11 protein-coding genes and 2 pseudogenes are annotated in these 11,299 nt (G+C 68.6%); 4 read left to right on the top strand and 9 right to left on the bottom strand.

What is annotated here, in order from left to right; genetic code table 11:
* Positions 1-54 precede the first annotated feature (54 nt).
* Positions 55-291 (top strand): annotated as a pseudogene (locus ACZ6EG_RS12830) (PfkB family carbohydrate kinase); the annotation flags it as partial.
* Between the two features lie 98 nt (positions 292-389).
* Here ACZ6EG_RS12830 and ACZ6EG_RS12825 read toward each other — a convergent pair.
* The 4 genes from ACZ6EG_RS12825 to ACZ6EG_RS12810 form a co-directional block, all read right to left on the bottom strand.
* On the bottom strand, positions 390-1,838 hold the full coding sequence (locus tag ACZ6EG_RS12825) for an FAD-binding oxidoreductase (protein ID WP_469604098.1): 1,449 nt from the start codon (positions 1,836-1,838) through the stop codon (positions 390-392).
* 136 nt (positions 1,839-1,974) lie between these two features.
* On the bottom strand, positions 1,975-2,925 hold the full coding sequence (locus tag ACZ6EG_RS12820; protein ID WP_469604095.1) for a phthiocerol/phthiodiolone dimycocerosyl transferase family protein: 951 nt from the start codon (positions 2,923-2,925) through the stop codon (positions 1,975-1,977).
* 370 nt (positions 2,926-3,295) lie between these two features.
* The gene (locus ACZ6EG_RS12815) at positions 3,296-4,030 is read right to left on the bottom strand and encodes a DUF3159 domain-containing protein (RefSeq protein WP_391968418.1); all 735 of its coding nucleotides are present in this window, start codon (positions 4,028-4,030) and stop codon (positions 3,296-3,298) included.
* A gap of 70 nt (positions 4,031-4,100) precedes the next feature.
* Positions 4,101-4,751 (bottom strand): GOLPH3/VPS74 family protein, encoded by a 651-nt coding sequence (locus ACZ6EG_RS12810; RefSeq protein WP_469604092.1) that lies wholly within the window; start codon positions 4,749-4,751, stop codon positions 4,101-4,103.
* Between the two features lie 264 nt (positions 4,752-5,015).
* On the opposite strand from ACZ6EG_RS12810, the pseudogene ACZ6EG_RS12805 reads away from it, so the two are divergent.
* Positions 5,016-5,459: pseudogene (locus tag ACZ6EG_RS12805) on the top strand (transposase family protein); the annotation flags it as partial.
* Between the two features lie 6 nt (positions 5,460-5,465).
* Here ACZ6EG_RS12805 and ACZ6EG_RS12800 read toward each other — a convergent pair.
* Together ACZ6EG_RS12800 and ACZ6EG_RS12795 are read right to left on the bottom strand one after the other, a co-directional pair.
* Entirely contained in the window at positions 5,466-7,073 is a 1,608-nt protein-coding gene (locus ACZ6EG_RS12800; RefSeq protein WP_469604089.1) for an alpha/beta hydrolase, read from the bottom strand.
* Positions 7,074-7,185: 112 nt separating this feature from the next.
* Positions 7,186-7,833 (bottom strand): hypothetical protein, encoded by a 648-nt coding sequence (locus tag ACZ6EG_RS12795; protein ID WP_391968421.1) that lies wholly within the window; start codon positions 7,831-7,833, stop codon positions 7,186-7,188.
* 131 nt (positions 7,834-7,964) lie between these two features.
* Here ACZ6EG_RS12795 and ACZ6EG_RS12790 point away from each other — a divergent pair, with 131 nt between their 5' ends.
* Positions 7,965-8,612: a TetR/AcrR family transcriptional regulator gene (locus ACZ6EG_RS12790; RefSeq protein ID WP_391968422.1), complete on the top strand. Its 648-nt coding sequence runs from the start codon at positions 7,965-7,967 to the stop codon at positions 8,610-8,612.
* 152 nt (positions 8,613-8,764) lie between these two features.
* The gene (locus ACZ6EG_RS12785; protein ID WP_391968423.1) at positions 8,765-9,505 is read left to right on the top strand and encodes a MerR family transcriptional regulator; all 741 of its coding nucleotides are present in this window, start codon (positions 8,765-8,767) and stop codon (positions 9,503-9,505) included.
* A 218-nt stretch (positions 9,506-9,723) separates the two neighbouring features.
* Here ACZ6EG_RS12785 and ACZ6EG_RS12780 read toward each other — a convergent pair whose 3' ends face one another.
* The 3 genes from ACZ6EG_RS12780 to ACZ6EG_RS12770 form a co-directional block, all read right to left on the bottom strand.
* Positions 9,724-10,170 carry an alpha/beta hydrolase gene (locus tag ACZ6EG_RS12780; protein WP_469604085.1) on the bottom strand — a complete coding sequence of 149 codons (447 nt, stop codon included), beginning with the start codon at positions 10,168-10,170 and terminating at the stop codon, positions 9,724-9,726.
* Complete coding sequence (locus ACZ6EG_RS12775; protein WP_469604083.1) at positions 10,160-10,477, bottom strand: hypothetical protein; 318 nt, start codon at positions 10,475-10,477, stop codon at positions 10,160-10,162. Before ACZ6EG_RS12775 ends, ACZ6EG_RS12780 begins: the two co-directional genes overlap by 11 nt.
* Before the next feature lie 421 nt (positions 10,478-10,898).
* Positions 10,899-11,210, bottom strand: a complete 312-nt coding sequence (locus ACZ6EG_RS12770) for a transposase (RefSeq protein WP_469604335.1) — start codon at positions 11,208-11,210, stop codon at positions 10,899-10,901.
* Positions 11,211-11,299: the final 89 nt, after the last annotated feature.

Below are 11,299 nucleotides of genomic sequence, written 5' to 3'. Positions count from 1 at the left end.
CCTCCGGTCCCGCCACTACGTCTGCGCATCCGCGCCGTCCGCCAGGAGATCCCCGTGCCCTTGCCGTCCCCTTCCCACGCCACCGTCCTGCAGGAACCGGTGGCCGACGTCGTGTGCATCGGCGAGACCCTGGCCGTTCTCAGCCCGCCCGACGCCCGTCCCCTCGCGGAGCAGCCCCTGCTCCGCATGGCCGTCGGTGGCGCCGAGTCCAACGTCGCCTGCACACTGGCCGGTCTTGGGCACCGCACCGCCTGGCTGAGCCACCTGGGCGACGATCCCTTTGCCCACCGCATCCTGGCCGAACTCACCGCCCGCGGCGTGGACGTGAGCGCCGTCGAAGCCGATCCCGAGCCCCATCATCCCTCCGACGGCCGGAGCAGCGATCTCGCCTACGCCTCACACGGTGTGGATCCGGCGTCGGCGGTCCCGATGGGGAGCGGTGTGGCGGCGAAGACGAAGTCCGGGTCGACCGCGGATTTCACGGCGAGCAAGCGTTCGGTGTTCGGCCCGTAGGAGTCCGCAATCTGTTCGGGAGTCTCCGGCCCCAGGAAGTTCACGTAGCCGCCCGGCAACGAGAAAGGCCCGAGCGCCGCGTGAAGCTCCTCCAGCCAGCGCAGGTGCGGTGACCTGCCGTCGTCACTGCCTGCGTTGTCGGTGCCGTCGCCGCCCTCCCACATAGAGATCAGCTCGATCATCAGGTGCGGTTCGCGTCGGCCGAAAGCCGTCGAGCCGAGAGGCGGACGGGTGGCGGCACCATGGAACTGGTGCCACACGATCGCCGAGAACGGTGAGGTGAACTCCTGGGCAGCTCCGTCCAGGACGGTCGCGATGGAGCCGGAGACGCTCTGGACGGTTCGCGTGCGGATCGCGCCCTTCCGCCCGGGTGGGAACATGGCGTCCGTCGCGGCCAGCGTCGCGGAACGGGCGACCGGCCCCACCTCGGCGAGCACGGGTGTGCCGAGTCCGGCCAGGGCACGCACCGGGCCGTTCTCGGCGTTCCCCACCTCGAGATTCCCCGACCAGGTCGGCGCGACGTACACCGTCGGTTCGCCGTCCGGGCCGGGAAGGAACCCGACGTCCACCGTCAGCTCGTCCGGACAGTCCTGAAGCATCCCACCGAGGTCGGCGAGAACCCGGGCGCTCTGGGTGATCGGGTACAGGATGGTCCCCGACACCGTCGTCGGCACGGGGTGCAGCCGGATCCGCGCCGAGGTCACGACACCAAAGTTGCCGCCACCACCGCGCAGCGCCCAGAAGAGGTCCGGATGATTTTCGGCGTCGGTGTTCACGCGCGAACCGTCGGCCAGCACGACTTCGGCGCCGAGCAGGTTGTCGGCTGCGAGCCCGAACTGCCCGATGAGGGGGCCGTACCCGCCACCGAGCGTGAGGCCGACCATTCCGACGGCGCCCGCGGTTCCGGTGACGGCAGTCAGGCCCACCCGCTCGGCAGCGGATACGACGTCGGACGAGAGCGCTCCGCCACCCACCGTCGCGACACGGTGGGTGATGTCGACCTGGACTTCCCGCATGTGAGTCAGATCGAGAACCAGTCCACCGGGGCGGAACGCCCGGCCCCAGAAGTCGTGACCTCCGCCACGCACTGAGAGCGGTACTCCATGATTGCGGGACGCGCGTACTCCCGCCTGCACGTCAGCGGTGGTCGCGCACCTCACGACGGCAGAAGGGCGGACGTCGACCGCTGCGTTGAACAACGCCACCGCACGTATGTACTCCGGTCCGTTGGTGAGCACACGGTCCGCGGGGATACGGGACCGCAGCTCAGCCAGCAAGGCAGTGCTGACTGCGTCGCCTGCATGGGCGTCGGTGATGGACTGCATGGTCACTCCTGTGTGTCGCTCATCGGGTGCGGCCGTCGAGGGCGCAGCGGGGACGCAGAGCTGGGGTGGCCGGCGAGTTCGTGGCATGAAGCCCTGGTGCGGCGAGGGCGTTCCGAACCGCCGGGCGGCCGGTGAGTCATCGGAGAGGAAGTTCGATGTCCTGAACGGATCGGGAGGACGGGGAGCCGGACTCGACGCAACTTTGGGCCAGCACGGTTGCCATGTCGGGCAGCAGAACGGCCACTGGGTCGTGGGTCAGCTCCGTCATGCGCAGGCGGCCTCCGAGCGTGGCAACACCCAGGACGTGCTCACCGCGCAGTTGCGTGGTCTGCGCCGGCCCCCACAGAGCCGTGAGACAGGTGCGGCCGTGTGCCGGCGCGTCCACCACCCCGAGATTGGTGATCTGGATGTCGGCGGCGGTGACGGCGGTCATCATCGCCTCGGCCTCTTCAGGGGTGGCCGGCGGATGCTGATGTAGTGCCTCCGAGCCCGCCTTGAGCACTCCCGGTGCGCGCTGGTGTTCCAGTGCCCGGTGATGGTGCCGGGCCAGTTCCCAGAAATCCCCGGCCTGGGACGCCTCGCTCTCCGTGCGCGCCCCCGCGAAGCGATTCGCGACAGCGTCGGGCAGACCTGCGGCACGGCGCAGGTCGATCGGGCTCAGCACCCTCACCCGGGTGCGGCCCGCGCGGTGGAAGACCGTGCAGGCGGCGGCACACAGCGCTGCGTGCACGGACACGCCCTCCGTGCGGCAACGGCTCACGAGCCGTGCGGTCAGACCGCGTTGCAGGGCCAGGGCGGAAACGTGCGGTGCCCGTCCCAAGAACTGCGCCAGCTCACCGGGCGCGTCCGTCAGCTCGTCCTTGGGTCGTCCCACGGTGGGCGTCGCAGCGTCGAGAGCTCCCAGCAGAGCCTCCTGGGAGGGCGGCACGTCCCCCTCCGATGTCGGCTGGCCGCCCTCCTCGTCGCCGTCGAGGGCGGCGACAATGTCCGCCACCACTCGCATGCCGCCGATCCCGTCGGTGATCTGGTGAGCGAAGGTCAGCACGATGGCGCTGCCGGCCTCCCTGGGAACGAGTACGGTCCGCATCAGCGGGCCGGGCTCCGGAGCGATGGGCCGCGTCTGCTCTCCAGCGACAACCGCCTGCCAGGGAGTTCCCTCTGCGGCGGGTTCGACCCTGACCGGCCTCTCTGCCCAGCGGTATCGGGCCCGGGGAGCTCCGCGGTCGACCGCGACGCGAAGCAACGGGTGCCGTGCCTGCACATCCCGCAGTGCCCGCGCCAGAGTCTGCTCGGAGACCTTCCGGTCGATCTCGGCGACCAGGGAGAACTGGACGGGGTTTCGTGCATGTAGAGGTCGATGGCCCTTTCGAAGGCTCCGAGTTCCCTCACCGTCTCCGCGTGCACACGGCTGATCGACATCTGGGGTCCTTTCTCTGCTGATGGCTGTGACGCCGTTGCTACCTGGACGCATCCTGGTGAGGCGGGAGTTCGGCCTCCTGCTGGGCGATCGCCTCGGCCGGCCGACTGTCCACCAGGCGCTTCGACGTTCTGCGGAAGGCCCAGGCGACGACGAGCGCGGCCACCACGGTCAGGGGGGTGCCCATGGCGATCTTCGCGAAGGCGAGCCAGCCGGTGGCGTCGTGCACGTAGAGCCACTGCTTCACCACGAACCGCGATCCGAGGACGAGTGCCGCGGCGAGGGTGGCGATGTCGTGTCCCCGCAGAACCTGACGGTCCTCGCGCCAGGCGTACGCGCCCCCGTGCAGCAGGTTCCACGCCACGCCGGTCAGAGGGCGGCGGAAGAGGACCGAACCGAATGTGGCGAGGAAGCCGGCGAAGGCCACCCAGATGCCCAGCAGGAAGAAGTCCTTGGCGGAACCGGTGAGCGCGACGATGCCTGCCGCGACCAGAACGCCGCTCAGGCTGCCGGAGGCCGCGAGGAGACGTTCGCCGCGCACCAGCCGGGCCACGGTGAGCACCGCACCGGTGGCGACGGCCGCGATCACGGCCGCCTTCGTGGACAGCACGGCGAGAGCGATCACGAACACCACGACCGGGACGGTCGAGTAGACGAACCCCGCCGCGCCTCCCAGGGACTCGATCACGGGCGGCCGCGGGGCGGGAGGCGGCGTACTTCCGGGGCTCCTGCCGCTGGTGGGGGAAGGGGTGTGCCGGCCTTCGGGTCGGGACATCGATCACTCCTGGTCTCGAGCTGCGGCTTCAGCGTTCCTGGGGCATGGCTCGTCGCGGTGGCACTGCGGTTCAGGCGCTCCAGCCGCCTCCCACGGCCCGGCTCGCGAGATAGGAATCGCGCAGCGCCTTGCGCAGTCCGGGGACGAAGGCGTCGAACCGCGCCGCATGCGCCTTGAGGTCGGACTTGTGGGCGCGGTGGTCTTCCTTGCTCCACACCGAGGCAAGTTCCAGCTCCACGGCCAGGACGGCCATGGCCAGTTCGTCCGTCAGGTCCTCGGCGGGAGCGCCGTTGATGACCGTCGAGCGCACCCGCTCCTGGAGAGCTTGCACCAGGTCGGGGTGCACCACGGATACCCGGTCGGTGGGGACGACCCCCAGCTTCTTCTCTCGTGTGATGGCGACCTCCCCGGAGGCGAGCAGTTGGTCGCGAACCGGGGTTTCGGCCGTGTGGGCTTTGTCGTGCAGGAACTTGAGCCAGCCTTTGGGCTTGTCTTCGGGCAGGTCGTACCAGACGGCGGTGGTGAACGGGTCCTCGGGCGGTTTTCCGGGGAGCCGCCGGACCTTTCCCCCGGTGGCGTCCAGCAGACCGTCGCGGGCCAGCTCGGTCATCGCGCCGGCCCGTAGCAGTTGGCCGCGCCCCTGGATGTTGTCGAGCTGGAACTTCTCCTTCTTGACGGTGTAGCAGAGCAGATACAGCTTCTGAGCGAGAGTTGTAGGCACGCCGGTTTCCCTATAGGTCAGCCGTTGCAAGACGGAGGATTTGGGTCGCGGAAAGAGGTGGTAGGCGCAGCATGAAGCTTTTCCCGTCACTTCCTATCCTGCAGTTCCCCCGAAACGCCTGCACGGATATAGAAGACGTAGAAAGCCAGGCGTTCATCACTGTCATATATGTGAGCGGGCAAATCCCCTGCTGCTGCTTTGCTTTCCTGTGTGACTACTACCTCCGGCTCGAGGAGTGAAACTGGTGACGTTACGGCACACTTCGCCCACGCTTACACAGCCGCCGTCATCAGTCTGCTCGCAGACCGCGCGCCCGGCCTTCTCCGTGCCAGCGCGAGGCCGACCCCGACTGCACTCTGCTGGACGGCAGCCTCGCGGAATGTGACCGGGTTGGCGACAGCCGGGACGACTACTCCCACCACCACAGCCCACACGGGATGAACGTGCAGTGGGTGACCGATCCAGACGGCCAGCTGCTGTGGATCTCACCCACACTGCCCGGCCGCGGCCACGATCTGAGGCCCGCCGGGCGGCGAGCTCACACCGACCCAGCAAACCGTCAACCGTGCGCTGTCCGCGGCACGAGCACCGGTCGAACGGGACGTGGCATGACTCAAGTCCTGGCGCATCTTCCGCAGATCCCGGTGCAGCCCGAATCGAATGACGTCAATCGACCCGGCTGTCCTCACCCTGGAGCGGCCACGCTGAAAGAGCTCACTGGTTCGCGGAGACAAGGGGGCGGGTGGTGGCGGGTGTGTCTGGTTGGCACACGGTGCCGTCGGTGGGGTGGGTGCCGTGGACGAGGGCGGCGTCGACTGCGCTATTGACACATGAATTGGTGCCGTAGGAGCCGTGTCCGACTCCTTCACGCGTGAGCAGGACCGCAGAGTCCAGGGTTCGGGTCATGTTCCGGGCCCAGTGGTGGGGGGTGACGGGGTCCAGTCGCCCTGCAATCACCAGTGTTGGTGTACCGGCGCCCGTGAGCGGCTCGGTGACGCGGTCCTTGTTCGGCGCGGGCCACCGAGCGCAGTTCAGGGCGGAGTAGGCGGCCCGGGTCCCGATCCGCCTGGCCTCATCAACAGCTTTGGTGGCTGCGGTTTTGTGCGCGGCGATGCCGGCGGGGGTCTGCCAGTCGGCGCAGCGTACCGCGGTGTGGGCTTCGAACATTGCGGTAGGGACAGGGAAGGGGGATACCGTGACGCTGCTCCACAGGGTGTGCAGGGGTGCCCCGTTGCCGTCTTGTGCCGCCAGCAGCGCCGAGGTCAGCAATGGCCAGGTGTTCTGGTCGCCGGCCAGGGCTCGGGTGGCCTCAAGGGCCATGGCGCCGTCGAGTTCGCCACCCGGGGTGGCGCCCTTGGCGGGTGCGATCTTCAGTGGCTTCGCTTCCAGCGTGTCGATCAGTGTGTCGAACGCCTCCTGCGGGTCTCCTGCTCCGAAGGGGCACACTGCCGTCCCTTCGGAGCGGCAGGTCTTGAACCAGGCGTTGAGCGTCCGTTCGCTTGCGACGGCGACGTCATTGAGGAAGGTGAGGGAGTTGCGGAACCACAGGTTGGTGTCGATGGGCGCGTCGAGCACCATCTGGCGGACGCGGTGAGGGAACAGGGTGGCGTACATCGGGCCGACCACGGTGCCGTAGGACAAGCCGTAGTACGTGATCTTGTCTTCGCCGAGCGCGGAGCGTACCTGGTCGATGTCGCGGGCCACGTTGTCGGTGGACAGGCTGGCCAGGAACTGTTCGCTCTGGTGTCTGGCGCAGCCGTCCGTGAAGGCGGCGGCATCGGTCAGCAGTCGCGGCAGGGGTTTGCCCCCGGGGACGGCCGGGTTGAAGGCAGTGCCGGCGGCATCGGCTCGCTGCTTATCGGTCAGGCAACGGACAGGCTGCGATCCGCCGACGCCGCGCGGGTCCATCGCGATGATGTCGAATCTGGCGAGCACCGTGGGCGAGAAGGCACCAGGAGTACCGGCTGTCCTGGGTAGATTGCGCAGTGTTTCGGTAGCGGGAACTCCCGGCCCGCCCGGGTTGAAGACCAGGCTGCCGATGCGGTGGTCGGGATCAGTGGCCCGGTGCCGCATGACCGCGAGCGGGATCTGCGCGCCATCAGCCTTGGTGTACTCCTGCGGCACCTTGATCGTGGCGCATTCAAGGTTCTTCCCGCACGCCCTCCAAGTGAGCGGGTCCGGGGACGGGACGGAGGCCGGCGTGGCCCCCGCGGACGGGCTGCGCGGTCCCGAGGCACCGGACGAACACCCGGTCAGGACCATGAGGGCCGTGGCGAACGCCACGCCGTATCGGGTGACGGGCCTTGGCTTCAGCTGGATCATGCTGATCTTCCATTCGTCGTACGCGTGTCATTCCGCGCGGCCGGGCCGTGCCGGTCGTGCAAAGAAGTCGGCCGGAGAGGGCTCACGTGGCGGCCTTCCTCGCTGCGAGGGGTCAGTGGCCGGCCGTGTCGAGCAGAGGGGAGTACCGCAGGCGGAGCGCGCGTTCCATGCTGGCCAGGACGGCCCCGGCCCCGAGTGCGAGGTTCAGCCAGAGCGGCAGGAGGATCGGTGATTCGAACGTTCCGACCCGCTGCGTGACGGGGGGAATGCGAGAGACGGGCTCGGCGAGCTGCAATAGGTTCAGGCCCACACCGGTGACGAGCAGCAGCACCGATCCGATGCCGATCGCGTGGCTCAGTCCCGGGTGGCGGGCACCGAAGCGCGCCCGCCGTCCCTCCGCCGAGGCCGGGTCGGGCGTGAGCTGGCGCGGCTGCCCGCCCGAGGGGCGGTAGTGGCAGCGCCTGATGCCGTAGTTGCTCATCGCCACCTCGATGACACCCCCGCTGACAGGGAAGACCGCGGGCAGTCCGGACTCGGCCACATGCCTGCCGTCCAGGAACAGATGCGCCCGGATCCTGCTGCTGTCCAACCGCGCCCAGTGCCGTACGTCGACGGCGTGCAGGCGGGCGTGCCCGCCGGCGCTGGGAAGTCGTAGCCAGAACAGGGAGCGAAAGGGGAGCTGCCACCAGCGGAACCGCTGCAGTTCCCTGCCGTCTCCCGGCTTGAGGCGCTTCGATGCCGCCCACCGCTTCCACGCCATGCTTCGCCCCCTCCTTCGCACATCGGCCGCACCCGTACTAGTACAGCGTGTTAGAAGAGACGCTAGCACGCTGTACTAGTACGGCGTGCTAGTACAGTGAGGAGGTTGGGAGAAGCGAAGGAAAGCGGAGCATGGACACACGTGAGAAGATCCTCCAGGCCGCTGCGGAGATGATCGCCGAGGACATGACGGCGAAGCTGAGCGTGCGAGCGGTCGCCGCGCGTGCGGGGGTGAGCACCGGCTCGCTGCGGTTCCACTTCCCCACCCAACGCGCCCTGCAGGACAGCCTGCTCGCGCGGATCTACGAACACCTCCTGCCCGGCGACCCGATCCGGGACCAGTCACTGCAGCCCCGCGAACGGCTGCTGAACTGCCTGCGGCAGGTTCTCGCACCGCTTGGCACCAACGAAAACGCGCGTACCGCCTGGGGCACGATCTACCGGGCCTTCATCGAACCCGAGCCGACGGAACAGGTACGCGTCGCATACCTCGCCCATGAGCGGGAGGCGGAGCGGCGCATCGAACACTGGCTGACCGTGCTCGCCGAGGAAGGCGCACTGCCCCCGGGAGACCACACCCGCAACGTCAGGTTCCTTCTCACCGTCCTCAACGGACTCTCGGTCGAACGGGCCCTGCCCGCCCGCGAATCCGTACTCATCGCCGAAACCGAGACCCTCAACGCGGCCGTCGACCACGTTCTCTCCACCGGTCCCGCACCACTTGCCGGGCCGACTCGGCGAGGGACCGGACCAGCCACCCGTCCGCACCGGTCCCCCTGACGGGCAGAGGCACGAGAACTGGGTGAGAGGGGCACCAGGGTGTGTTGAGCGGGGAGTTTCGGTGGCGACCCGCTCGATGGGCACGTTGCGGCCACGGAGGGCAGGACGGCGACCGCAGTGACATGGCACGGACGACGAGGGAGACATCGATCATGACGTGGAGCACCCGGGAGATGGCAGAACTGGCCGGCACCAGTCTCAGGGCCGTACGGCATTACCACGACGTCGGCCTGCTTGATGAGCCGGAGCGTCGCTCCAACGGATACAAGCAGTACGGCGTCAGCCACCTCGTCCGACTCCTCCGCATCAAGCGCCTCACCGCTCTGGGGTTCTCCCTTTCCCAGATCGCGGAGATGCGTGACGGCCCAGCCACTGGCCCGGACCCGCGTGATCTGCGGGCCCTCGACGAGGAGCTGGCCGCCACCATCGAACGACTGCAGCAGGCCCGCGCCGAGATCGGCGCCCTCATGCGCAGAACAACCGCGAGCGACCTTCCCCTCCGCTTCGCCTCCCTGGACGACACGGCAGAGTTCCCTGACCCCGACCGCTCTTTCGTCACCGTCCTCGATACGGTTCTCGGCCCCAGCGGGACGGACGCCTACGCCGACCTGCTCCACGAGGAGCCGCAGCCGGTGGCACGCGAGCTCGACGAGCTTCCGGCCGATGCGGACGAGTCGACGCGCCAGTGCCTCGCCGAGCGTCTCGTGCCTTACGTCCGAGGTCTCCAGGCCAGGCATCCCGGGCTGAACGACCTCGCCTCGGACGCCCCGCGCGGCCGACAGCACACCGCTCGCACCATCGGCAAAGCCATTACCGATCTCTACAATCCGGCCCAGGTCGACGTGATGCGGCGTCTCCACGAGCTGCTGTCCGATGCGGGCGACCCCCGGTGACCGCCACGAAGATTCCCCGGTCACCAGAGGCGACGCCTGCGGTCCGGAGCCGAACCTCACGGGCCCGCATGGCCGTCGGGGACTCGGCTGAGCTGGCACAGGGCGATCACCCGGGGCTGCTGGTCCGTGGCAGACGTCCGACAAGCGCCTGCCCACCACAACCCGAACTCCGCGAGCTTTCGCCGACCTGCACGCCCAGCAGCTCCGGCGTCGAAAGGTCAGCCCGCACGGCCTGACGTGTCCTTCGCGGGCATGTCGCCTTCGACGAGGTAGCGCGTGGTGGCGTTCAACGCGCAGGAGTTGTCGCCCAATACGTAGACGCCGTGCCCGCTGTCGCCCTCGAGCAGTGCCTGCCAGATCTGTGCCGGCTGGGCGTACTGCGCCTGCTTGAACAGGTGACCGAACGTCAGGAGCCGGAACCGACTGCCATCGGTCCCCGCGACCGGAGCCTTGTCGAGTGCATCGGCGATGGCGAGGTAGGACGCCCGGACCTGTGCGGCCGTGCGGCCCAGGCCGTAGCTGTCGTGCCGACGCGCGGCCCACTTCGCGAAGTCCGGCAGGGTCTGTTCCATGCCGAGCGCGTAGCGGCGCGTACCGTCCCTGTCGAGGTGGGTGTGTCCGATGCTGCTGTCGAGCACGATCCGGTCGGCGCGCTCAGGGAACATCGACGCGTAGGCGGCCCCGAGTGCCGTGCCGTGCCGTAGGAGTAGCCCAGGTAGCGCTGGTCTTCTCCTCGCCGAGAGCGGCCCGGATCCGGTCCAGGTCGCGGGCGGTGTTCGCGGTGGTGAGGTGCCGGAGCCGGCGATCGTGGTCATTGGCCGCGCACTGCTCGGCCACTTGCTCGGCGATCTTCGCCTTCGCGGTGACCGCGGCGTCGTCGACCGCGTAGGGAGGGATGTTGGAGTAGTAGGGGCTGTCCAGCGTGAATCCACAGCTGAACCGGCCGGAGTGGCCGATCCCGCGCGTGTCCATGCCGATCAGGTCGTAGCGGTCGGTGACGCTGCGGGCAGGCCCTGGGCGACCAGCAGCGCGGACAGCGCGAGCCCGGACCCGCCGGGGCCGCCCGGGTTGAGCATGAGGAGGCCGCGTCGCGGAACCTCGCGGGGATCTCGAAGCGCACTTCGCGGCGCTCGAAGAGGACGCTTCCGACGAATTGCGGCAGCGGCTGGCGGAGCGGATGGTGCCTGATGTCCGCCAACAGCACAGGGCCCACCCCGGCCTGGCAGACTTGGAGTTGTCCTCGCACTGCTTGCCGAGGACGACACCATGGAGAGCGAAAGCAACGACGCCCGGGAGTAAGCCGGGGCGCCAGGCCCTCGCTCATTGGTCTGCGTCGGCTGTACCGGGATGGTTCCTATTGCCTCGCCCGACGTAGTGGACGGAGTCCACTGCCTCATGACCGACGCCGCGAACGCCGCCTCCACCAGCCGCGCCAACCGCCCACCACGATCGTCGCCGTCGTCACCGGCCTCGCCTTCTCCGGCTTGGTGAGCATCACCATGGTCTGGCAGCTGCGGACATCGCAGGTCAGGCCACAGTGCTGGAAAGCCACGCCTACTGACTTGGTGTCCTTCTTCTGAGCCTGGGTGTCATCGATGACGAGTGAGGCATCCGCTTCGCCCCCATGCGTGATGACGTGATTGCGGTCCGCGGTCACATGTCCGGCACGCTCCGACAGCGTCCAGCCGAACGGGAACCCCGACATACCGCTCAACGACGGTAGTTCAGCACCCTACTCGGGTATCTGCTCAGCCGTCACGCCGCGCATCATGCCCGGTCAACGACACCACACGA

The sequence above is a fragment of the Streptomyces sp. NPDC041968 genome (genome assembly GCF_055589025.1).
Note: the sequence above shows the minus strand (reverse complement) of the source record. Positions and strands in the feature narration are given on the sequence as shown.

Excerpts from the sequence above, each read along its gene's own strand:
- ACZ6EG_RS12785 (WP_391968423.1), top strand. The coding sequence starts at position 8,765 with ATGACGTGGAGCACCCGGGAGATGGCAGAACTGGCCGGCACCAGTCTC.
- ACZ6EG_RS12770 (WP_469604335.1), bottom strand. The coding sequence starts at position 11,210 with ATGTCGGGGTTCCCGTTCGGCTGGACGCTGTCGGAGCGTGCCGGACAT.
- ACZ6EG_RS12825 (WP_469604098.1), bottom strand. The coding sequence starts at position 1,838 with ATGCAGTCCATCACCGACGCCCATGCAGGCGACGCAGTCAGCACTGCC.
- ACZ6EG_RS12795 (WP_391968421.1), bottom strand. The coding sequence starts at position 7,833 with ATGGCGTGGAAGCGGTGGGCGGCATCGAAGCGCCTCAAGCCGGGAGAC.
- ACZ6EG_RS12790 (WP_391968422.1), top strand. The coding sequence starts at position 7,965 with ATGGACACACGTGAGAAGATCCTCCAGGCCGCTGCGGAGATGATCGCC.
- ACZ6EG_RS12800 (WP_469604089.1), bottom strand. The coding sequence starts at position 7,073 with ATGATCCAGCTGAAGCCAAGGCCCGTCACCCGATACGGCGTGGCGTTC.
- ACZ6EG_RS12775 (WP_469604083.1), bottom strand. The coding sequence starts at position 10,477 with ATGGACACGCGCGGGATCGGCCACTCCGGCCGGTTCAGCTGTGGATTC.
- ACZ6EG_RS12820 (WP_469604095.1), bottom strand. The coding sequence starts at position 2,925 with ATGCGGACCGTACTCGTTCCCAGGGAGGCCGGCAGCGCCATCGTGCTG.
- ACZ6EG_RS12815 (WP_391968418.1), bottom strand. The coding sequence starts at position 4,030 with ATGTCCCGACCCGAAGGCCGGCACACCCCTTCCCCCACCAGCGGCAGG.
- ACZ6EG_RS12780 (WP_469604085.1), bottom strand. The coding sequence starts at position 10,170 with ATGTTCCCTGAGCGCGCCGACCGGATCGTGCTCGACAGCAGCATCGGA.